This is a genomic window from Serratia sp. HNCC26DJ206, assembly GCF_057180605.1.
In genome coordinates, this window is record NZ_JBXUGP010000003.1 from 16266 (window position 1) to 37380 (window position 21115).

Sequence of the window (21115 nt, forward strand, 5' to 3'; positions counted from 1 at the left end):
TGAAAACAGAATGTGGCTATGTGAAGGGAAGGTGAAGTCAGACTGATAAAGTGAAAATTGCCGCCACCCCATGCGGTTGCAGGTTGTGCAAACGGATAGTGCCACGGTGCAGGCGCGCCACTTCTTGCACAAAGTTCAGCCCCAGGCCGCTGCTTTTGGGTTTATCTGCGCGTGCCAGCGAATAAAAGCGTTCGAACACCTTATCCAGCGCGTAATCTGGGATACCGCTGCCGGTATCGCTGACGGTGATCTGGTAGTGCTGTTCCAACCGCGCCCCTCGAATGCTGATGGTTCCGCCCGCCGGGGTAAAATCCAGTGCATTATCCAGCAGGTTGCTCAACGCTTGGCTGAGCAGAAAAGCATCGCCAGTCAGAGTGGTTTCGGCCAGTTCCCCAACGCGGAGCGTGACACCGCGCTGTGCGGCCTGTGCCTCTTTGCCAGCAATCACCTGCCACAATAACGGCTCCAGCGCCACCGGTGCCAATTCCAAGCCCGGTCGGCTTTCCAACCGCGCCTGAATCAGCAGTTTGTCGACCAATTGCTGGATGCGCACGCTCTGCTGCTCGATGTTGGTCAGAAAGCGCTTGGCGGTTGCCGGTGGCGGCATTTCCTGCAACAGTTCGGCCGCACCGCGAATCGCCGCCAGCGGGCTTTTCAGCTCATGGGTCAAGGTATGTACGTATTGCTCGATATAAGCTTTGCCTTCCAGCTTCATACGCATGCTTTCCAACGCCTGCGCCAATTGCGTCAACTCAACGCTACCCACCTGCGGCAGCGGAATGGTCTCCCCTTGCGCCACACCGTTGGCGTAGCGTACCAGGCGGTTAATCGAGCGGTTGATCCACCAGACAAACCCCAATCCAATAGCTAGAGCAATCCCCAACAGCACGGCTCCCGCCAGCAGGATCCGCCGCTCGCTACGCCGGATAACCGCCGTCATGCTGCTGTTCGGTTTGCCAACGCTCAACACGCCGATAATCTGCCCCTGCTCGATCACCGGAGCGGCCACGTACATCACCGAGCTGTTTTCATCATCTGCGATCATGCGCGTACTACGGGCACCGTACTGGCCGCGCAGCGTCAGGTAAACATCATTCCAGCGCGAGTAATCCTGCCCCAAAGCCTGGCCGCCAGAATCAAAAATCACCTTGCCGCGGCTATTAGTCAGATAAACGCGGTATTCATTACGATCTTTACGGATGCCGGCAATATTGGCACCAATCGGCCGCTGATTAAGCTGGGCAAACGCCTGCGCCAGTTGGCCATAGGCGGCGTCGCCGCGTTTCATATCCAAGCGTGCGATCTGCGCCAGCAAATTAGCAGTATCCACCAACGTGCCTTCGGTGGCGCGCCGTACCCCCGGCTTCACTTCCTGCACGAAAATGCTCAAGACGAAATAACCGGCCACCGCCACAATCAGGAAATACCCCAACAGCAGGCGCAGGCCGATCCTCATGGTTGGCGACTCACGCTGTAGCCCAGCCCGCGATGGGTGTGGATCGGTGGTTCTCCGGCATCAATCACCCGCAGTTTGGCGCGCAGCGTTTTGATATGGGTATCCACGGTGCGATCCAGGCTCTCTTCCGCCTGCGCCCAAACGCTGTCCATCAGTTGTTGGCGCGAGAATACCCGCCCTGGAGCCAACAGCAAGGTTTTCAGCAGCAGGAATTCGTAGCGGGTCAGCGGCAACGGTTGGTGGTGATAGCTGATAAAAGCGCCCTCTTCATCGAGGGTAAAAGCACCGAACTGATACAAGGCAGGCTGTTGCAAGCGTTGCTGCTTTTGCAACCGCCGCAGGATGGTCCTGACGCGGGCGCTGACTTCGCGCGGGGAAAAGGGTTTGGCAACATAGTCATCGGCACCGATTTCCAAGCCAATCAGGCGATCGACCTCATCGCTGCGCGCGGTAAGAAACAGAATGGGTAAATCTGCCGCCTGCGCCAACAGCCGACGGCAAAGTTCAAAACCATTGATATCGGGCAGACCGACGTCGAGGATCGCCAACGCCGGAGCCCCTTGCTGCAAAGCCAGCAGCGCGGGCTCGCCGCGTTCAAACCAACGCACCTGAAAACCTTCGCTCTCCAGCGTATAAATCAGCGTATCAGCAATGCTGGGCTCATCTTCCACCAGCCAGAGCAGCGGTTTCATTATTCGCTCTCAGCAGATTGTGCAGACAGCAACAACTGACGCAGATGACGCCATTCGGCTTTGCTCAAGCAGTCTGAAGCCAGCCACAGCCGATGGCGTTTCTTGCCGTTAACCTGTTGCAACGTCAGCAGAATACCAAACCCCGGCATCCACGGTTTTTTCAGCATCAACCATTCCTGGCCGTGCCACTCAACCCGCCGCTCCGCCAGCCACCGTAACTCCCCCTGCCTTGATCCAATGCGCTTCTGGCTACGAATGCATTCAAATACCACCAGCGTCAGCAACACCAACCAAACCGGGCCATAGCCTTCTGGCCAAGGCGAGATCAGGATCAGGAGGATCAGTGCGCCATGGGTCAGCAGCGAGAATAGCTGGGTACGCCAGGAAATACGGACATCACAACGCCACTGGGCCACGGTCTTTATTTCGCGTTTGGATCAGGGAGACCATTCTCTGCAGTTCTTTGTCCTGCGGAGCGCCATGATTCATCAGCCAGTTGAATAAATCGGGATCGTCATTCTCTAGCAGGCGGATAAACAGTGCTTTATCTTCGTCGTTCAGCGTGTCGTATTCGTACTCGAAGAACGGCATGATCGAAATGTCCAGCTCACGCATCCCACGGCGACAGGCCCAGTGAATGCGTGCTTTGTTATTAATATCCATGTTGTTATGACTAACCTCTTTTCGGCATGTCTTGCCAACGCAGGGTTCAACCGACACTCTGTAGGCAACACGCGCGCAATATAATTCCATCGGTTCGCGAAGTGTTATCGCTGACCATCAGTATATAGGGTAACAATTTGACATACTCGCCGGAAAGGCAGTTCTCCGATCTAAAGCGCAAAAATGTCAGAAAAAGCACTATGCCATAATAACTGTTTGCAAACAGAGCCACCTCTTTTACCATGCTGTTAACCCTTTCAGGCAATCTGAATATACACTTCACACTTCAAGTTGCTTGGGTGTTGGCTACGCTCTGTCGCCTACAAGCAACTTGGATTATTTTGTGTACATGAAGCAGGAACTCATTATGGCGTTCAATATTCCTTTTCCATCTCGTCAACCTTCCGCCTCCGCCCATCTGCCACTGACGCTGATCTCATTGGAAGATTGGGCGCTGGTGCAGCTTAACGGGCCAGATACGGTGAAGTACCTTCAGGGCCAGGTGACGGCCGATATCGACAAACTGGCAGCCGAGCAACATGTGCTGTGCGGTCATTGCGATGCCAAAGGCAAAATGTGGAGCAACCTGCGTCTGTTCCATTACGGTGAAGGCTTTGCCTACCTGGAACGCCGCAGCGTGCTGGATAGCCAGTTGGCGGAAATCAAGAAATACGCCGTGTTCTCCAAAGTGACCATCGCAGCGGATAATGATGCCGTGCTGCTGGGCGTGGCTGGCTTGCAGGCGCGTGCCGCACTGGCAGAAATGTTCACGACCCTGCCAAATGCAGAGCATCAGGTGGTGCAAGAGGGGGATACCACCTTACTGCACTTTGCCCTGCCGGCAGAGCGTTTTCTGCTGATCACCACGGCAGAAATCGTGGGTCAGCTTAACGCCAAACTCGATGGCCAAGCCGCATTGAACAACAGCCAACAGTGGCTAGCGTTGGATATCGAAGCCGGTTACCCGGTCATTGACGCAGCCAACAGCGCGCAGTTGGTGCCGCAGGCCACCAACCTACAGGCACTGGCAGGCATCAGCTTCAGCAAAGGCTGCTATACCGGGCAGGAAATGGTAGCGCGTGCCAAGTTCCGCGGTGCCAACAAGCGTGCTTTGTATTGGCTGGAAGGCAATGCTGAGCGAGTGCCGCTGGCGGGCGAAGATCTGGAGCTGCAACTGGGCGAAAATTGGCGGCGTACCGGCACCGTTTTAGCGGCAAGCCTGCTGGATAACGGCACGCTGTGGGTGCAGGCGATTTTAAACAACGATCTGGATGCCGATAGCACATTGCGCGTGCGGGATGATGCAGGCAGCCAGTTGGCTATCAAACCGCTGCCGTACTCACTGGCAGAAGAGAAGTAGCTGATTTGGCCGCAGACACAGTGTCTGCGGCCTTAATCATTTAGACATAGAGATAAATCGCCAAAAAGTGGCACAGACTGCCACCGAGCACAAAACCGTGCCAGATGGCGTGGCCGAAGCGAAAACGCTTCGAGGCGTAGAAAATCACCCCCAGCGTATACACCACACCGCCGACGGCCAACAGGGTTACCCCACCGATCGCCAGCCGGGTGGCGAGTTGGTAGATCACGATCAGCGACAGCCAGCCCATGGTCAGATAGGTCACCAGCGACAGCACCTCAAAGCGGTGCGCAAATGCCAGTTTAAAGATCACACCGAACAGCGCCAGCCCCCAGATCACCACCATCAGCCCCTTAGCTAACGGTGAATCCAACCCCACCAGCAGGAAAGGCGTATAGGTTCCGGCAATCAGCAGATAAATGGCGCAGTGGTCGAATTTTTTCAGCCAGTGTTTAGCTTTTTGATGGGGAATAGCGTGATACAGGGTGGAAGCCAGGAACAGCAGAATCATGCTGCCGCCATACAGGCTATAGCTGGTGATGGCGGTCACATCAGCACCGGTATTCACCGCCTGAACCAGCAGCAGCACCAAACCGACAATCCCCAGAACCAACCCAATGCCGTGGCTGATGCTGTTCGCAATCTCTTCAGCCCATGGATAAACCGTGCCAGCAAGCTTATCAGACTCGGTCTTCATTTCATCCGCTTTACCCATAATGCGCAAACCCTCAAAGCAGCCAATATTGTTTGAAATTATCGCAAAAGAGCTTAACTGAGAATAATTTCAGTGTACACGTGTACGCTAAAATAAAACTGTGAACGCTTGTAACACCGCACAAGCGTCGAAATTATCGGCACGCTGAGCTACAATCGACGGGTTTTTCCCGCTACTAACCTCGAGGTTCGCTCCATGTCATCCGCTGTACCCGCCTTAGATTTTGGCTCCATGACTCAAGTCATCCAATTCCTGATGGAAATCGACAAACTGAAAGATGTTCAGCGCCGTACCAAAGTGCTGGGCAGTCAACGGCAGGAAAACTCGGCCGAACACAGTTGGCATTTTGCCATTGCGGCCTTAAGCCTGGCCCCTTATGCCAGTGCAGAGGTCGATATTCAGCGCGTGATCCAGATGGCCCTGCTGCACGATATCGTTGAGATCGATGCCGGTGATGTGATGGTTTACGATCTGGCTGCACGTGCAGCGATCCACGATCAGGAAGTGGCGGCAGCGAAACGCCTGTTCGGCTTACTGCCGGAGCCTCAGCGTGAGTCTTTCACCGCGTTGTGGCAGGAATATGAAGACGGCGAAAGCGCCGATGCCCGCTTTGCGCTGGTGTTGGACCGCAGCCTGCCGATGCTGATGAACCTGCATAATAAAGGCCAAAGCTGGGTAGAGAACGACATCAGTCTGGAACAGGTGCTGGCGCGCAATGCGATGATTGCCGATATCCACCCAGAGCTATGGAAGCATCTGCACCAACATTTACAGGATGCGCAGCGCAAAGGCTGGTTGAAATAATAGACAAGGGCACCGATGGTGCCCTTGCTGATTCAACGCCCGCCGGAGGCCTCGATAAAGCTGCCGGTCACGTAAGAGGCCGCATCGGAAAGCAGCCAGGCAATCGCTTCGGCCACCTCTTCCGGCTGGCCGCCACGCTGCATCGGCAACGCCGTTTTAACGCGATCCACACGCCCCGGCTCACCGCCGCTGGCGTGCATCTCGGTATAGATACAACCCGGCCGCACGCCGTTGACGCGGATCCCCTGCGCCGCCACTTCCAGCGCCAAACCGGTAGTCAGCGTATCCACCGCCCCTTTCGACGCTGCATAGTCGATATACTCCCACGGAGCCCCCAAGCGTGCCGCAGCAGAGGAAACATTGACGATCGCTCCGCCCTGCCCACCATGCCGTAGCGCCATACGTTTTACCGCTTCGCGGCAGCAGAGAAAATAACCGGTAACGTTGGTGGCCAACACTTTATTGATACGCTCGGCGGTGAGTTGCTCAATGCTCGCCTGTTGGAACAGAATACCGGCATTATTCACCAGTGCATCTATAGGGCCTAGCGCATGTTCCAAGGCAGCAAACATCGCCACTACCTCGTCTTCCTCGGCAATATTGGCCTGTAGCGCCAGCGCTTTACCGCCTTGCTCACGGATCTGTGCCACCACCTGCTCCGCCGCAGCGTGATCTCGCAGATAGTTCACGCCGACCGCATAACCTCGCTGGGCCAATAGTAACGCCGTCGCGCGGCCTATGCCGCGGCTGGCACCGGTGACTAATACCACTTTCGTCATACTGTTTCCTTCTGTTCGGGTCAGAAATGATAGCTGGCACTCATTGACCTTGCGACTTTCTTTTCGACGATCGGGCTACCACATCGCCCAACAAAGTATATGGCCAGATTCCCCCCTGAAACGCCACTCACTTTGCCCGTTCATAAAAACATAGACAGCCAAACGTACCGTTATTCGGATGATAACTTTTGCAAACAACGATATATCCTACAAACATTGGCACACGGCCCGTAATAACCCCATTAATAGAAACCCTTAATTATTGTCAAAACCTTAAAGACAGGTAATAATAAAATCCATGAGAAAGGCATAACCACACCACTATTCATCACATTTTTTAATAGCATTTATTTTTAAATTATCAATATTAGCTTTAGCTATGAAATCATTCACAAAAAGAATCATAATGTAGAAATCATATACGTATGAATAAGGATATTTCCCTAGATAATTTTGCAATTAAGTACACAAAACCGTTCAATAAAAACTCTCACCACCATTTAAAGAGATATTTCTTATTAAATTCTTATTTATTACCAATAAGTATATTCATGGGCAATTAATTGCTCAGTTATAAACAACCAACCCAGGAGGTCATTAATTCAAGAGGTAAAGTAGTAGGCTGATAATAATCATTTAGAGAGACTTTCTATTTTTATAAACACAAGGAGTGATAACATGAAAAAAAATTTAATCATGACTCTGGTAGTTTCTGCTTTATCCCTCAGCACGGCCAACGCCGCTCAGGCTCCCGGCACGCTTGAGTTTGTCGGCAAAGTCACTAACCCTAGCTGTTACGTGCAGCTTGACAGTATGATCATACAGATAGGGACAGTATCTGGTGCTGCATTTAACGGTGTTGGTACCATTGCTGGTCAACAAAAATTTGATATTGAACTGGTCAATTGTCCGATTACCGTTAGCCAAGCTAGCGTTACCTTTACGGGCACGAGCGCAAATGCATCAAAAACCATACTGGCCTTGACTGATAGCCCAGATAGCGCCAAAGGCTTGGGTATCGAAATACTCACGGCCAACGATAACCAACCGATTACGCTTGATCAGCCCACACCACAACAAAGCTTAACCCCAGGGCTTAACCGGTTGCCATTCCTAACCCGTTTAATTGCCACAGATAACACTGTAATAGGAGGGGATGTTCACTCTACCGCGATGTTTGCCGTTACCTATAACTAATCAACCTCATCAGCCCCTGGTAACCCCAGGGGTTTGGCTCTTCTCACAATATCTGCTCCGATCTATTTTCGTTCATTATAATCATTGCTTTACCGCAATAAAAAAGGGACACCGCATCACGCAGCGTCCCTCGTTCATTCATTTGACGGACGTGTTATTCGTATTCGTTCATCGGCACGCAAGAGCAGAACAGATTGCGATCGCCATAAACGTCATCAAGACGCTTCACGCTAGGCCAGTACTTGTTCTCACGCACACCGGACACCGGGAATACTGCCAGTTCGCGGCTGTAAGCATGCTGCCAGTCGCTGACCAGTTCGGCCTGAATGTGCGGCGCATTAACCAGTGGGTTATCTTCCAGCGGCCATTCGCCCTTATGCACCCGGTCGATCTCGCTGCGGATCGCTAACATCGCCTCAATAAAGCGATCCAGCTCCACTTTGCTTTCCGACTCGGTCGGCTCCACCATCAGCGTGCCCGCGACCGGGAACGACATAGTTGGCGCATGGAAACCGTAGTCAATCAGGCGTTTGGCGATATCCATTTCGCTGATACCGGTCTGTTCCTTCAGCGGACGGATATCCAGAATGCACTCGTGCGCCACGCGGTGATCGCGGCCGGTATACAGCACCGGATAAGCGTCTTTCAGGCGGGTCGCGATGTAGTTGGCATTCAGGATCGCCACCTGGCTGGCCTGCTTCAGGCCTTCTGCCCCCATCATGCGGATGTACATCCAGCTGATCGGTAGAATCGAGGCACTGCCGAACGGTGCGGCAGAGACTGCGCCCTGCTGCGTGGTCACACCGTCGATCTGCACCACGCTGTGGCCCGGAACGAACGGGGCCAAGTGTGCTTTGACACCGATCGGCCCCATGCCTGGGCCGCCGCCGCCGTGTGGGATACAGAAGGTTTTATGCAGGTTAAGGTGTGAGACATCAGCACCGATATAGCCCGGCGTGGTAATACCCACCTGAGCGTTCATGTTGGCACCGTCGAGATACACCTGGCCGCCGAACTGATGCACAATCTGGCACACTTCGCGGATGGTTTCTTCATACACGCCGTGGGTCGACGGGTAGGTCACCATGATGCAGGAGAGTTCGTCCCCGGCTTGCTCGGCCTTCAGACGCAAATCGTGCAGATCGATGTTGCCGTTCTTGTCACAGGCCACCACCACCACGCTCATGCCCGCCATCTGGGCAGAAGCTGGGTTAGTGCCGTGCGCGGAACTTGGGATCAGGCAGATATGACGGCCCGCTTCGTTACGGCTTGCGTGATAACGGCGGATCGCCAGTAAACCGGCATATTCGCCCTGCGCGCCGGAGTTCGGCTGCATGCATACCGCATCGTAGCCGGTCAGTTGCACCAGCCACTGAGAAAGTTGACCAATCATCTGCTGATAACCGGCTGCCTGCTCTGGCGGGCAGAACGGGTGCAGTTCGGCAAATTCAGGCCAGGTGATCGGGATCATTTCCGCCGCGGCATTCAGCTTCATGGTGCAGGAGCCCAGCGGGATCATCGCCTGATTCAGCGCCAGATCTTTGCGCTCCAGGCGATGCATATAGCGCATCATCTCGGTTTCGCTGTGGTAACGGTTGAATACCGGATGGGTGAGGATCGGATCTTTACGCAGCATCGCCGCCGGAATGGATGAGTTACCGCTGCTGACTGCCGCGTCCAACGCGTCGATATCCAGCCCATGGTTATCCCCCACCAGTACGGCAAACAGCGCCTGCACGTCTTCACGCGAGGTGGCCTCATCCAGCGTGATGCCCACTGCGCCGTGAATATCGGTGCGCAGGTTGATGCCAAAACTCAGCGCGCGATCCAGCAGCGCAGCCTTGTCTTTCACTTCCACGGTCAAGGTATCGAACCAGGTTTTGTGACGCAGTTGCAGACCGGCTTGTTGCAGGCCAGCGGCCAGAATATCGGTCAGGCGATGGATACGCCCGGCGATACGCTGCAAGCCTTGTGGGCCATGGTACACCGCATACAGGCTGGCGATATTGGCCAGCAGCACCTGCGAGGTACAGATATTCGAGTTAGCCTTTTCGCGGCGGATATGTTGCTCGCGGGTCTGCATCGCCATGCGCAGCGCGGTGTTACCGGCAGCGTCACGGGAAACCCCGATGATCCGGCCTGGCATTGAGCGTTTGAATTCGTCACGGCAGGCGAAGAACGCCGCATGTGGGCCACCGTAGCCCATCGGCACACCAAAGCGCTGCGCGGAGCCAAACACCACGTCTGCTCCTTGCTTGCCCGGAGCAGTCAACATTACCAGCGCCATGATATCGGCCGCCATGCTGGTGATGATTTTGCGGTTCTTCAGCTCAGCCAGCAGAGCACTGTAATCATGCAGTTCACCGGTAGTACCCACCTGCTGCAACAGCACGCCAAACACGCCTTGCAGTTCCAGCACTTTCGCCGGTTTGTCGACGATCACTTCAAAACCGAAGGTTTCGGCACGGGTGCGCACCACGTCCAGCGTTTGCGGGTGCACATCGTCAGCGACAAAGAAACGGTTGGCGTCTTTCAGCTTGCTGGCACGTTTGGCCAGCGCCATTGATTCTGCTGCGGCCGTCGCTTCATCCAGCAACGAGGCGGAAGCCAGATCCAGCCCGGTCAGATCGAGCGTCACGGTCTGGAAGTTGAGCAACGCCTCCAGACGGCCCTGCGACACTTCTGGCTGATAAGGGGTATAGGCGGTGTACCAGCCTGGGTTCTCCAGCATATTGCGCAGGATCACCGGCGGTGTCAGCACCGCGCTGTAGCCCATACCAATATAGGATTTGTAGCGCTGATTCTGTGCAGCAATCGCCTTCAACTCGGCCAATGCCTGATGTTCAGTGACCGCATCGCCCACCGGCGGTGGCCCAGGCAGTTGAATGTCTGCTGGCACAATCTGTTGGATAAGCGCGCTGAGCGTGCGTGCGCCCACCGCATCCAGCATCTGCTGCTGTTGCTCTGCAGAAGGGCCGATGTGGCGTTCGATAAACGCTTCGCTGTGTTCAAGTTGGCTAAGTGTCTGGGTCATTGCTACGAATTCCTGAATGCTTGCGGGGTACGGGATAGCGCCTGAACTGCAAAACGCCCCGCAGTGGAGTCACATGCGGGGCGTTAAACTGATTACTCTTCGATGGAGGCTTGATACGCATCTGCATCTAGCAGATCGTCCAGCTCAGCTTCATCAGAAGCCTTGATGCGAAACAGCCAGCCATCGCCATACGGCTCGCTGTTGACCAGCTCTGGAGAGACTTCCAGATCGCCATTGACGGCAATGACTTCACCGCTGATTGGCGCATAAATATCCGAAGCGGCCTTCACGGACTCCGCTACGGCACAATCATCACCGGCAGAAACGGTGGTGCCCACTTCCGGCAAATCGACAAATACCATATCGCCCAGCAGCTCCTGCGCGTGCTCGGTGATCCCGACCACGTATTCGCCGTTACCTTCGTCACGCACCCACTCATGGGATGCGGCGTATTTCAGTTCTGATGGCACATTGCTCATTGACCTACTACTCCTTCGAAAAATAGAAACTAATTGATCAGGGACTTACCGGCGCGCACAAAACCAGGTTTAGTCACTTTTACTGGCATTTCCCGGTTACGGATCTGCACAACCGCCTGCTCACCAATACCGGCAGGCACGCGCGCCAACGCAATACTATAGCCCAAGGTCGGTGAGAAGGAGCCGCTGGTAATCACACCTTCATGTACCTGACCCGTTGCATCGGTGAAACGCACCGGCAACTCATTACGTAATACGCCTTTTTCCGTCATGATCAAACCGACCAGTTGTTCGGTGCCCTGCTCACACTGCTGCTCCAACGCCTCACGGCCAATAAACTGGCGATCCTGCGGTGCCCAGGCGATGGTCCAGCCCATATTGGCGGCCAGCGGTGAAATTCCCTCGTCCATTTCCTGCCCGTACAGGTTCATACCGGCTTCCAGACGCAGAGTGTCACGCGCCCCCAGCCCGGCGGGCTTGACGCCAGCGGCCAGCAGTTGCTGCCAAAAATCGACCGCCCGCTCTTTTGGCAGAGCGATTTCATAACCGGCTTCACCGGTGTAACCGGTGGTGGCGATAAACAGATCCCCGGCTTGTACACCAAAGAAGGGCTTCATGCCTTCCACGGCCTGCTTTTGCTGCGGGGTAAATAAGGTGGCAGCACGCTCTTTGGCCTGCGGGCCTTGCACCGCGATCAGCGCCAGATCGTCACGCACCGTCAGTTCAACGCCGTAGGGTGCAGCATGCTGTTCGATCCAGGCTAAGTCTTTGTCGCGCGTAGCGGAGTTCACCACCAGGCGGAAATAATCTTCGGTGAAGAAGTAAACGATCAGATCGTCAATCACGCCGCCGGACGCATTCAGCATGCCGCTATACAGCGCTTTGCCCGATTGAGTGAGTTTGGCGACATCATTCGCCAACAGATAACGCAGAAATTCGCGAGTACGGGCACCGTGCAGATCCACAATGGTCATGTGGGAAACATCAAACATGCCCGCATCCTGGCGCACCCTGTGGTGCTCATCAAGCTGAGAGCCGTAATGCAGCGGCATCATCCAGCCATGAAAATCGACCATGCGCGCACCGCACGCCACGTGCTGATCGTACAGTGGGGTTTGCTTTGTCATCTTTTCCCTCTTTCCACTCAAAAAGCCGAAGACAGGGTGTTGCTACGCAATGAGGCAGGTGTGGCTGGTGGAACGTCTCACGGGCCTGATCGCGTGGCGCACGCTGACTGCTCAATACACATTGCCGCGCTGACATATGAAGCAAACCAGCACGACGCAAACGATACCTTGGCCTTGAACTTATCACTGAACGAATGCGTTAACCATAAGTTAAAATATACTTAACCTCGTTCAAGGCCAGTAAATTGCCACGCCAGTGTGCAGAGTTTTTCACTGGAAAACTGCGCTTATAAGCACAAAAGACACAATTAAAGCGGTGTAAATCCGAAGTTATGTAACAAAAAATCGATAAGCTGGAGAGTTTTGGCTTTTCAGAATGGAACACAGGATTAGAAAAAGTAATGGTAAAAACCGACTGAAATTAGAATTTCTCAAATGAATAGAAATGATGACCCGCTGAATGAACGGATTTTAATGCGGGAGAAATAAAAGGATAAAACCGAAGAGGCCAGGAATCTGGCCTCGGTACCGAGGTTATGCCAACCACTCAGGCAAATCATTCAGCCCCATCGCCTGGCGCACCAGCTTAGGCTTCACGCCCGGCAGGCTGTCTGCCAAGCGCAGGCCAACGTCGCGCAGCAGTTTTTTGGCTGGGTTATTACCGGCAAACAGCTCGCGGAACCCTTGCATACTGGCCAGCATCACCGCTGCGCCATGTTTGCGGCGGCGCTCATAGCGGCGCAGATACAGGTGCTGGCCGATGTCTTTACCCTGACGTTGCAGGCGCTTGAGCTCGGATATCAGCTCGGCGGCATCCATAAAGCCCAGATTCACCCCTTGCCCGGCCAGCGGATGCACGGTGTGCGCCGCATCCCCCACCAGCGCCAGACGATGGGCGGCAAAGCTGCGGGCATAACGCCCGGTAAGCGGGAAGGTCAGGCGTTCACTTTCCAGCACGCAGTTGCCCAAACGCATATCGAAGGTCATGGCCAGTTCGCGGTTAAACGCTGTTGGTTCAAGCTGCTTTAGCCGTTCCGCTTCTTCTGGTGCTACCGACCAGACAATTGAGCTCAGATGCGGATCGTTAAATGGCAGGAAGGCCAGAATGCCGTCGCCGTGAAAAACCTGGCGCGCCGTGGCCAAATGTGGCTCTTCAGTGCGGATCGTGGCCACCAGAGCGCTGTGGCGGTAATCCCAGAAGGTCAGCGGGATATCGGCATGCTGGCGCAGCCAGGAATTGGCACCATCGGCACCCACCAGCAAGCGGGCGGTCAACATGCGGCCATCTTCCAGCGTGACAAAGGCGTCGTTCTCGCCCCATGCCACCTGTTTCAACGCCGCAGGGGCGATCAGCGTCACGTCGGCCAGCGCTTGCGCCTTGTTCCACAGCGCCTGCTGAATCACCTCATTTTCAATGATATGGCCCAAATGGCTGAAGCCACATTCATCGCCCCGGAAAGCGATTTTGCCAAAACTGTCGCGATCCCAGACTTCCATCGCGTTATACGCGCTGGCGCGCAAATTGCGAATATCATCCCACACGCCGATCTGTTGCAGCAGGCGCTCGCTGGCAGCATTAATGGCGGAGACGCGCAGCGCCGGAAGCTCTTGCAGCGACGATGTTTCCGGCTGTCGCTGTTCCAGCACCGCCACGCGCAGGCCGCTGCCCTGCAAACCGCAGGCCAGCGCCAATCCCACCATACCGCCACCGGCGATAATCACATCAAATGATTGCATGCTGCTTGAATTCCTTAAATTAGCGGATACCCAAAAACGGGATATTTAGCGCTCAACCCAGCCTAAGGTGCGTTTGGCAAAAGCATCACGCACCGCCGGTAACTGCTCCATCGCCATCAGCCCCAGATTACGCCCGGCAACCAGTGGAGCATAGTCGTTGGCAAACAAGCGGATTAAACCGTCGGTCACGCCGATGGTCGCCTGCTGATCCTGCTGCCGCCGCTGCTGATAACGGCTCAATAACGCATAAGCCCCCAGATCTTCACCGGCCTGTGCTGCTTCCGCCAGCGTTTCTGCCAACGACATCACATCGCGCAGGCCCAAGTTGAAACCTTGCCCGGCGATCGGGTGCAGCGTCTGCGCCGCATTCCCCACCAGCGCCAAGCGGTGGCTGACATGCTGATTCGCCATCAACAGACTTAAAGGATAACTGTGGCGCTGGCCCACTTGCAGTATTTTTCCCAACCGCCAGCCGAACGCCTGCTGTAGTTCCCTAAGGAAACGCGCATCGTCCCAGCTATCCACCTGCGCCCGATCTGCTCTGGCATGACACCAGACCAGCGAACTGCGCCCTTGTGACATCGGCAACAGCGCCAGCGGCCCGAAACGGGTAAAGCGTTCAAAGGCCCTCCCCTGTGGGGCTTGTGCGGTGGTGACATTGGCGATGGTCGCGAACTGCGGATAATCACGCTGCTGCCACTGTATATTGCAGGCCTGCGCCAATGCCGAGCGCGAGCCGTCCGCCGCCACCAACAGTTGCCCGCTTAAGCGTTGCCCATTGTCCAACTTCACTTCAGCATGGGTAACGGTACGCAGCACATCGACCACTTTAGCCGGGCAATGCAAGGTAACGCCTGGCGCTTTCGCCAACAGCGCAAACAGCCGCTGCCCGGCGTCGTGCAGTTCAATCACCTGCCCCAGCGCATCAACCTGATAATCTTGCGCATGCAGATTCACAAACCCAGCATGGCCGCGATCGCTAACATGTACGTGGGTAATTGCCGTGGCGCAGCTACGCAACGCGGGCCAGATACCGATGCGCGCTAACTGCTGGCAGGTTCCCTGCGCCAGAGCGATGGCTCGGGCATCAAAACCAGGATGAGCACTATCGTCGGGCCGAGTGGCCTCAACCAGATCGATCGCCACCTTGCCCTGAGTCAGGGATGAAATCGCCAACGCCAGCGTTGCGCCCGCCATCCCGCCGCCAACAATAATAATGCTCATACTATCTTGCCGCCGCCATCAGGGCTTCGATGGCATCAGGATCCTTCACTACGCTGGCGGTGAGGTTTTCATTGCCGTCTTTGGTAATCAGGATGTCATCTTCGATACGGATGCCGATACCACGGTATTCCTGCGGCACGTCGGCATCTGGCGCGATATACAGACCAGGTTCAATCGTCAACACCATTCCCGGCTCCAGAATACGATCGCGGCTCGGGGAACCATAGTGACCGACGTCATGCACATCCAGCCCCAGCCAGTGGCTCAGGCCATGCATAAAGAACGGGCGATGCGCCTGTTCAGCAAACAGCTGATCCACCTCACCTTTCAGCACGCCCAGTTCAACCAGGCCAGCGATCATGATGCGCACCACCTGATCGTTCACCTCGCGGATGCTGATCCCCGGTTTAAACATCTCCAAACCACGGTTGATCGACGCCAGCACGATGTCATACACCGCACGCTGTGGCTTGCTGAACTTACCGTTTACCGGGAAGGTGCGGGTGATATCACCAGCATAACTGCGATATTCACAACCCGCGTCGATCAGCACCAGATCGCCATCGCGCATTTCGCATTCGTTCTCGGTGTAATGCAGGATACATGCATTTTCACCGCTGCCGACGATGGTGTTGTAAGAAGGGTAACGCGCGCCGAGACGGCCGAATTCGTGCAGGATTTCTGCTTCCAGTTGATATTCGAACATCCCCGGGCGGCATTTTTCCATCGCACGGGTATGTGCCAGCGCGCTGATCTCACCGGCGCGGCGCATAGCGGCCACTTCTTCTGGCGATTTGAACAGGCGCATCTCATGCAGCCACGGGCGGTAATCGGTGATGGTCGCCGGGGCTTGCAGGTTCTGGCGGAAACCCTTGCGCAATTTATCCAACGCCGCAAACAGGATGTCATCTGCATAAGCGTATTGCCCCTGTGCGTGATACACCACGTCCAGGCCATTGAGCAACAGGTGCAGTTGGTCATTAATCTCATTGAATGCCAAGGCGCGATCCACGCCCAGTTTTGCTGGCGCGGCCTCTTGCCCTAAACGGCGGCCAAACCAGATTTCTGCCGTCAGATCGCGTACCCGGTTGAACAGGACGCTGTGATTATGGGTTTCATCGCTTTTCACCAGAATCAACACGGCTTCCGGCTCGTTAAAGCCGGTCAGATACCAGAAATCACTGTTCTGACGATAGGGGTATTCAGAATCCGCATTACGTGCCACTTCCGGGGCAGCGAAAACAACCGCTGCGCTGCCCGGAGCCATCTTCGCCAACAGCGCCTGACGGCGGTTGTGAAATTCCTGCTGAGTCATCACCTTCTCCTGAAATCGGTTTACCTGTGCTCATGGGCAGCCACGCTGAACTGCGCAATCAATGTAATGTCGGTTTGTTCATTTCCGGCGCCGTCGGCTTATGACGGGTAAATTCAGTATGGCAAAGGAGCGCAACAACCCGCACATATTCAACCACTTCTTCCAGCGACTGCTCCAACTCTTCCTGGTCTTCGTCTTCGTCGTAACCCAGTTGTGCGATATTGCGCAGATCGTCGATCGCTTCGCCCACTTCGTCTTTCATCTGCGCCAATTTGGGCTGCATCATGCCCAGCCCCAGCAGGAAATGGTTCACCCATCCTGCCAACGCGTCGGCACGCTCAAAAACGCTGACCGTATCGCCTTCCGGCATCAATAACTGGAACATGAACTCGTCGTCTTCCAGCGTATTGCGAGTCGCTTCATGCAGTTGCTGCAACGGCAAACCCAATGCCTGCGGGAAGGCCTCGCCTTCGTTAGTCAGTTCGAACACCAGCGTCCGCCAGCTGGCATCACGGTTGCCGCCGCACAGTAGGCCGCTGATCAAACCGTGCATTTCTGCGGCCGTTAAGGCTACCGCCTGCTGGTTGAGAGCAACGGTCAAAGATTGGTAACTTGGAAATGTATTCTGTATGGACATGCGCATTCGTCGTCGTTGGCAGGATAAGTTCGTGTTATGCTACCACCAAGGTCCGTCGCTATACCAGTTGAGCGCACTACCTCAGTGGCAGGTTACAATCAGAACATCTTGGCATTTCCAACAGACTAAATCGCGGTAAGTATGCATTTTGAAACCCTTTTTTATCTGGTAATGTTAAGCGTCATCGATTAAAACCAGATGCTGAAAAAGTGTTGAATCTTGGTACCGAGGTATATATAGTGGCGCCCGCTTTGAGTTGCACGGCACAGGCTGGCCGGAGCTGGCGCGAAATTTAGGCAGGAAGGTGGCATGTCTGCACAACCGGTAGATATTCAAATTTTTGGCCGTTCGTTAAGAGTTAATTGCCCGCCAGAACAACAAGATGCGTTGAACATGGCAGCAGAAGATCTTAACCAGCGGTTGCAAGATCTTAAAGTTCGCACTAGAGTCACAAATACAGAACAACTTGTTTTCATCGCAGCATTGAACGTCTGTCACGAACTTGCTCAAGAGCGCTTGAAAACCCGTGACTATGCGGCCAATATGGAACAACGAATTCGTATGCTGCAACAGACCATTGAACAGGCATTGCTTGAACAGGGTCGCATCTCTGAACGTCAGGATGCACAATTCGAATAACTTAAGTTGCTGAAGTTGAAGGTTTCGGCAATGAGTAAAAAATTTCTCTGAGATGTTTGCCAGCGGGCCCGTCCCCTGAGCCGATATTTAGTACCAATAGAATGTGATGACTCGTGACCGGTGTGCATGCTCGGCCCGTCCGAGAAGCCTTAAGGTTGCGACATCATGTTCACCTTGAACCATGGGTTCAAGGGTTACAGCCTGCGACGGCATCTCGGAGATTCCCTTCACTCGTGGTTTACCACACAAGCTCGCAACTATGTCTTTTCAACCTCAGTTCGTTCAGCAACGTCAGACACTCCGTAATGAAATCCGCCAACGGCGCCGCGCTTTAACGCCCGCGCAGCAGCATGACTTTGCGCTGCAGATTGCCCTTCGTGTTACACAGCATCCGCGCATTCAAGCAGCACAACGCATTGCGGTGTTTCTCTCTTTTGATGGTGAACTGGATACCCGCCCGCTGATTGAGCAACTATGGCAACAGGGCAAGCAGGTTTACCTGCCGGTATTGCACCCGTTCAGCCCCGGCAATCTGCTGTTTCTGCGTTATACCCCAAATACGCCGCTGGTGCGCAACCGCTTCAATATTCTGGAGCCCGCGCTGGATGTGCGCCACGTGTTACCGGTGTTGCAGCTGGATGTGGTTCTGACGCCGCTGGTGGCGTTCGACGCTGTAGGCCAACGGTTGGGAATGGGCGGCGGATTTTACGATCGCACCTTGCAGAACTGGCAGCATGACGGCCCGTACCCAATGGGATTGGCGCATGATTGCCAGCAGGTAGAGCAACTGCCAGTAGAACACTGGGATATCCCGCTGCCGGAGATCGTCACGCCTTCGCAAATCTGGGCATGGCAAACGGCAAAATAGCAAAAGGCCGGATTGCTCCGGCCTTTAAGATCTCGCACAGCCTTTATCAGAACAACAGGCGTGCGCGGATAGTGCCTTCAATCGCTTTCATACGTTGCAACGCCGCATCAGCGCGCTCGGTTTCTGCTTCGATATCGATCACCACATAGCCGATTTCCGCACCGGTTTGCAGATACTGAGCGGCGATGTTCACGCCTTCTTCTGCGAAAATCTGGTTAATCTGCGTCAGAACGCCTGGGCGGTTTTCATGGATATGCAGCAGGCGGCTGGAGTTCGGGCCATGCATCGGCAGCGAAACTTCCGGGAAGTTAACCGCAGACAGTGTAGAACCGTTGTCGGAGTATTTCGCCAGTTTCCCGGCCACTTCGTCACCGATGTTCTCCTGCGCTTCTTCGGTCGAACCACCGATATGCGGCGTCAGCAGCACGTTGTCAAACTCACACAGCGGCGAATTGAACGGATCGCTGTTGGTCGCAGGCTCTTCTGGGAAGACGTCAATCGCCGCCCCTGAAAGATGATGACTCGCCAACGCATTACACAGCGCAGGAATATCCACCACCGTGCCGCGTGAGGCGTTGATCAGGATCGCCCCCGGCTTCATCAGTGCCAGCTCTTCGGTGCCAATCATATTCTTGGTCGACAGCGTTTCCGGCACGTGCAGCGTGACCACATCACTCATATTGAGCAGATCGGATAAGTGGCGCACCTGCTGAGCGTTACCCAGCGGCAGCTTGTTTTCGATATCGTAGAAGAACACCTTCATACCCAGGCCTTCTGCCAGAATACCGAGCTGAGTACCGATATGGCCGTAGCCGATAATCCCCAGTTTCTTGCCACGCGCTTCATACGAACCCACGGCCAGTTTTTGCCACTGGCCACGGTGCGCCTTGGCGTTAGCCGTTGGGATACCGCGCAGCATCAGCAGCAGTTCGCCCAGCACCATTTCAGCCACGGATCGGGTATTGGAGAATGGCGCGTTAAACACTGGAATACCGCGTTTGGTCGCCGCTTTCAAATCAACCTGGTTGGTGCCGATACAGAAACAACCCACTGCCACCAGTTTCTCTGCGGCAGCAAAAACCTCTTCGGTCAGATTGGTACGCGAACGAATACCAACGAAATGCGCATCGCGGATCGATGCCTTAAGCGCTTCGGTGTCTAACGCACCTTTATGGTATTCAATGTTGGTATATCCGGCCGCACGCAGGCTATCTACCGTGCTTTGATGAACCCCTTCCACCAACAAGAATTTAATCTTGTCTTTTCCTAATGATACTTTTGCCATTTACCCGACCCTATATTCAGACTTCAGAAACGACTGTCATCCCCTTCTTACTTGAAGCCGCAACTCCAAGTACTTTGGGTATATAAAACAGCACATCCCCCCAACATAACAAAAATAACGCGCCCAGCAATACAAACGATTGCTCGCCGATCAGCACAAGGCTCATTGATGCCAGTGGTTTTTGGTGGAAGATGCCATAGTGAAAGAATTTGCTAGGAGCTTAGCGGAGGTTATTGTCATAACGTGACATATATCACTAAATTTGGCGGTTTTAAGATAAGATATTTTTTAGCCGAAAATCTCAAGAAACAGGCAAGCGGCAAATCATCAGGGCGCGATTGGCTGCGCCCCTGCAAGCGTGGTTATCTCACCACTTTTTTAACGCCATCCGGCGTGCCCACCAGCGCAACATCCGCACCACGGTTGGCAAACAGGCCGACGGTCACCACACCCGCAATACCGTTGATCTTATTTTCCAGCTCAACCGCATCGAGAATGTTCAGGTTATGTACGTCCAGGATCACGTTGCCATTATCGGTCAGCACGTTCTGGCGATATTCCGGCAGGCCGCCCAGTTTCACCAGTTCACGCGCCACATAAGAGCGCGCCATCGGGATCACTTCCACCGGCAGCGGGAATTTGCCCAACACATCAACCTGCTTGGTTGAATCGACAATGCAGATAAACTTACGGGCGATCGCGGCAATGATTTTTTCGCGGGTCAGGGCTGCGCCACCGCCTTTGATCATCTGCATATGGCCGTTGATCTCATCCGCGCCGTCAACATAGATATCCAGCGAATCCACTTCGTTGCTGTCAAAAACGTGGATCCCCAGGCTTTTCAGTTTGGCGGTAGAGGCGTCGGAGCTGGACACCGCACCTTCGATCTGATCTTTGATCGAGCCGAGCGCATCGATAAAATGAGCCGCCGTAGAACCGGTGCCGACCCCCACAATGGTGCCTGGTTTCACATATTCCAGCGCCGCCCAACCTACCGCTTTTTTCAGTTCATCCTGAGTCATGATGTGTTTACTGCCTATGTGCGAAAACGTGTGCGTATTATAGGGTAAATCGCCGTTTTGCACTCAGACGGGATCACACTTA

At 54.6% G+C, this 21115-nt stretch carries 20 protein-coding genes and 1 other RNA gene; 6 read left to right on the forward strand and 15 right to left on the reverse strand.

Translation table 11 applies throughout. The features are described 5' to 3' along the window. Window positions 1–37: 37 nt before the first annotated feature. The 4 genes from creC to sdhE are packed head-to-tail and all read right to left on the reverse strand — an operon-like array spanning window position 38 to window position 2811. Window positions 38–1456: a two-component system sensor histidine kinase CreC gene (gene creC / locus AC2A1E_RS02730; RefSeq protein ID WP_484382450.1), complete on the reverse strand. Its 1419-nt coding sequence runs from the start codon at window positions 1454–1456 to the stop codon at window positions 38–40. Beyond that, window positions 1453–2148 (reverse strand): two-component system response regulator CreB, encoded by a 696-nt coding sequence (gene creB, locus AC2A1E_RS02735; protein WP_484382451.1) that lies wholly within the window; start codon window positions 2146–2148, stop codon window positions 1453–1455. The genes creC and creB overlap by 4 nt, the downstream gene beginning before the upstream one ends. Then, entirely contained in the window at window positions 2148–2564 is a 417-nt protein-coding gene (locus AC2A1E_RS02740) for a protein YgfX (RefSeq protein ID WP_484382452.1), read from the reverse strand. Before AC2A1E_RS02740 ends, creB begins: the two co-directional genes overlap by 1 nt. Next, the gene (sdhE, locus tag AC2A1E_RS02745) at window positions 2545–2811 is read right to left on the reverse strand and encodes an FAD assembly factor SdhE (RefSeq protein WP_473190162.1); all 267 of its coding nucleotides are present in this window, start codon (window positions 2809–2811) and stop codon (window positions 2545–2547) included. The genes AC2A1E_RS02740 and sdhE overlap by 20 nt, the downstream gene beginning before the upstream one ends. Before the next feature lie 367 nt (window positions 2812–3178). Here sdhE and ygfZ point away from each other — a divergent pair, with 367 nt between their 5' ends. Next, window positions 3179–4171, forward strand: coding sequence for a tRNA-modifying protein YgfZ (ygfZ, locus tag AC2A1E_RS02750; protein WP_484382453.1), 993 nt, complete (start codon window positions 3179–3181; stop codon window positions 4169–4171). A gap of 40 nt (window positions 4172–4211) precedes the next feature. On the opposite strand, the gene trhA is transcribed toward ygfZ, so the two are convergent. Further along, window positions 4212–4868 carry a PAQR family membrane homeostasis protein TrhA gene (gene trhA / locus AC2A1E_RS02755; RefSeq protein ID WP_484382454.1) on the reverse strand — a complete coding sequence of 219 codons (657 nt, stop codon included), beginning with the start codon at window positions 4866–4868 and terminating at the stop codon, window positions 4212–4214. Between the two features lie 213 nt (window positions 4869–5081). Here trhA and AC2A1E_RS02760 point away from each other — a divergent pair, with 213 nt between their 5' ends. Continuing rightward, entirely contained in the window at window positions 5082–5690 is a 609-nt protein-coding gene (locus AC2A1E_RS02760) for an HD domain-containing protein (RefSeq protein ID WP_473190165.1), read from the forward strand. A 32-nt stretch (window positions 5691–5722) separates the two neighbouring features. Here the strand turns inward: AC2A1E_RS02760 and AC2A1E_RS02765 are convergent, their stop codons facing one another. Beyond that, window positions 5723–6469 (reverse strand): SDR family oxidoreductase, encoded by a 747-nt coding sequence (locus AC2A1E_RS02765; RefSeq protein ID WP_484382455.1) that lies wholly within the window; start codon window positions 6467–6469, stop codon window positions 5723–5725. A gap of 678 nt (window positions 6470–7147) precedes the next feature. On the opposite strand from AC2A1E_RS02765, the gene AC2A1E_RS02770 reads away from it, so the two are divergent. Beyond that, the gene (locus AC2A1E_RS02770) at window positions 7148–7666 is read left to right on the forward strand and encodes a fimbrial protein (protein WP_484382456.1); all 519 of its coding nucleotides are present in this window, start codon (window positions 7148–7150) and stop codon (window positions 7664–7666) included. 154 nt (window positions 7667–7820) lie between these two features. Here AC2A1E_RS02770 and gcvP read toward each other — a convergent pair whose 3' ends face one another. The 7 genes from gcvP to AC2A1E_RS02805 all read right to left on the reverse strand — a co-directional run bounded on the left by gcvP (window position 7821) and on the right by AC2A1E_RS02805 (window position 17219). Continuing rightward, complete coding sequence (gene gcvP, locus AC2A1E_RS02775) at window positions 7821–10700, reverse strand: aminomethyl-transferring glycine dehydrogenase (RefSeq protein ID WP_484382457.1); 2880 nt, start codon at window positions 10698–10700, stop codon at window positions 7821–7823. Window positions 10701–10792: 92 nt separating this feature from the next. Continuing rightward, a complete protein-coding gene (gene gcvH, locus AC2A1E_RS02780; protein WP_459399791.1) occupies window positions 10793–11179 on the reverse strand; it encodes a glycine cleavage system protein GcvH in 387 nt (128 codons plus the stop codon). Window positions 11180–11208: 29 nt separating this feature from the next. After that, entirely contained in the window at window positions 11209–12306 is a 1098-nt protein-coding gene (gene gcvT / locus AC2A1E_RS02785; protein WP_484382458.1) for a glycine cleavage system aminomethyltransferase GcvT, read from the reverse strand. A 534-nt stretch (window positions 12307–12840) separates the two neighbouring features. Continuing rightward, the gene (gene ubiI / locus AC2A1E_RS02790) at window positions 12841–14043 is read right to left on the reverse strand and encodes an FAD-dependent 2-octaprenylphenol hydroxylase (protein ID WP_484382459.1); all 1203 of its coding nucleotides are present in this window, start codon (window positions 14041–14043) and stop codon (window positions 12841–12843) included. 45 nt (window positions 14044–14088) lie between these two features. After that, entirely contained in the window at window positions 14089–15267 is a 1179-nt protein-coding gene (gene ubiH, locus AC2A1E_RS02795; protein WP_484382460.1) for a 2-octaprenyl-6-methoxyphenyl hydroxylase, read from the reverse strand. Between the two features lies 1 nt (window position 15268). Then, entirely contained in the window at window positions 15269–16582 is a 1314-nt protein-coding gene (gene pepP / locus AC2A1E_RS02800) for a Xaa-Pro aminopeptidase (RefSeq protein ID WP_484382461.1), read from the reverse strand. Window positions 16583–16640: 58 nt separating this feature from the next. After that, on the reverse strand, window positions 16641–17219 hold the full coding sequence (locus AC2A1E_RS02805) for a YecA/YgfB family protein (RefSeq protein ID WP_484382462.1): 579 nt from the start codon (window positions 17217–17219) through the stop codon (window positions 16641–16643). A 309-nt stretch (window positions 17220–17528) separates the two neighbouring features. Here AC2A1E_RS02805 and zapA point away from each other — a divergent pair, with 309 nt between their 5' ends. The 3 genes from zapA (at window position 17529) to AC2A1E_RS02820 (ending at window position 18726) form a co-directional block, all read left to right on the forward strand. After that, a complete protein-coding gene (zapA, locus tag AC2A1E_RS02810) occupies window positions 17529–17858 on the forward strand; it encodes a cell division protein ZapA (protein WP_021179791.1) in 330 nt (109 codons plus the stop codon). Window positions 17859–17899: 41 nt separating this feature from the next. Beyond that, window positions 17900–18083: non-coding RNA, 6S RNA (gene ssrS, locus AC2A1E_RS02815), on the forward strand. A 34-nt stretch (window positions 18084–18117) separates the two neighbouring features. Then, a complete protein-coding gene (locus AC2A1E_RS02820; RefSeq protein WP_484382463.1) occupies window positions 18118–18726 on the forward strand; it encodes a 5-formyltetrahydrofolate cyclo-ligase in 609 nt (202 codons plus the stop codon). Between the two features lie 46 nt (window positions 18727–18772). On the opposite strand, the gene serA is transcribed toward AC2A1E_RS02820, so the two are convergent. Then, window positions 18773–20011 (reverse strand): phosphoglycerate dehydrogenase, encoded by a 1239-nt coding sequence (serA, locus tag AC2A1E_RS02825; RefSeq protein ID WP_459399800.1) that lies wholly within the window; start codon window positions 20009–20011, stop codon window positions 18773–18775. Window positions 20012–20373: 362 nt separating this feature from the next. Next, window positions 20374–21033 carry a ribose-5-phosphate isomerase RpiA gene (gene rpiA, locus AC2A1E_RS02830; RefSeq protein WP_484382464.1) on the reverse strand — a complete coding sequence of 220 codons (660 nt, stop codon included), beginning with the start codon at window positions 21031–21033 and terminating at the stop codon, window positions 20374–20376. Window positions 21034–21115 lie beyond the last annotated feature (82 nt).

Excerpts from the sequence above, each read along its gene's own strand:
- creC (WP_484382450.1), bottom strand. The coding sequence starts at position 1,456 with ATGAGGATCGGCCTGCGCCTGCTGTTGGGGTATTTCCTGATTGTGGCG.
- creB (WP_484382451.1), bottom strand. The coding sequence starts at position 2,148 with ATGAAACCGCTGCTCTGGCTGGTGGAAGATGAGCCCAGCATTGCTGAT.
- sdhE (WP_473190162.1), bottom strand. The coding sequence starts at position 2,811 with ATGGATATTAATAACAAAGCACGCATTCACTGGGCCTGTCGCCGTGGG.
- ygfZ (WP_484382453.1), top strand. The coding sequence starts at position 3,179 with ATGGCGTTCAATATTCCTTTTCCATCTCGTCAACCTTCCGCCTCCGCC.
- trhA (WP_484382454.1), bottom strand. The coding sequence starts at position 4,868 with ATGAAGACCGAGTCTGATAAGCTTGCTGGCACGGTTTATCCATGGGCT.
- AC2A1E_RS02760 (WP_473190165.1), top strand. The coding sequence starts at position 5,082 with ATGTCATCCGCTGTACCCGCCTTAGATTTTGGCTCCATGACTCAAGTC.
- AC2A1E_RS02765 (WP_484382455.1), bottom strand. The coding sequence starts at position 6,469 with ATGACGAAAGTGGTATTAGTCACCGGTGCCAGCCGCGGCATAGGCCGC.
- AC2A1E_RS02770 (WP_484382456.1), top strand. The coding sequence starts at position 7,148 with ATGAAAAAAAATTTAATCATGACTCTGGTAGTTTCTGCTTTATCCCTC.
- gcvP (WP_484382457.1), bottom strand. The coding sequence starts at position 10,700 with ATGACCCAGACACTTAGCCAACTTGAACACAGCGAAGCGTTTATCGAA.
- gcvH (WP_459399791.1), bottom strand. The coding sequence starts at position 11,179 with ATGAGCAATGTGCCATCAGAACTGAAATACGCCGCATCCCATGAGTGG.
- gcvT (WP_484382458.1), bottom strand. The coding sequence starts at position 12,306 with ATGACAAAGCAAACCCCACTGTACGATCAGCACGTGGCGTGCGGTGCG.
- ubiI (WP_484382459.1), bottom strand. The coding sequence starts at position 14,043 with ATGCAATCATTTGATGTGATTATCGCCGGTGGCGGTATGGTGGGATTG.
- ubiH (WP_484382460.1), bottom strand. The coding sequence starts at position 15,267 with ATGAGCATTATTATTGTTGGCGGCGGGATGGCGGGCGCAACGCTGGCG.
- pepP (WP_484382461.1), bottom strand. The coding sequence starts at position 16,582 with ATGACTCAGCAGGAATTTCACAACCGCCGTCAGGCGCTGTTGGCGAAG.
- AC2A1E_RS02805 (WP_484382462.1), bottom strand. The coding sequence starts at position 17,219 with ATGTCCATACAGAATACATTTCCAAGTTACCAATCTTTGACCGTTGCT.
- zapA (WP_021179791.1), top strand. The coding sequence starts at position 17,529 with ATGTCTGCACAACCGGTAGATATTCAAATTTTTGGCCGTTCGTTAAGA.
- AC2A1E_RS02820 (WP_484382463.1), top strand. The coding sequence starts at position 18,118 with ATGTCTTTTCAACCTCAGTTCGTTCAGCAACGTCAGACACTCCGTAAT.
- serA (WP_459399800.1), bottom strand. The coding sequence starts at position 20,011 with ATGGCAAAAGTATCATTAGGAAAAGACAAGATTAAATTCTTGTTGGTG.
- rpiA (WP_484382464.1), bottom strand. The coding sequence starts at position 21,033 with ATGACTCAGGATGAACTGAAAAAAGCGGTAGGTTGGGCGGCGCTGGAA.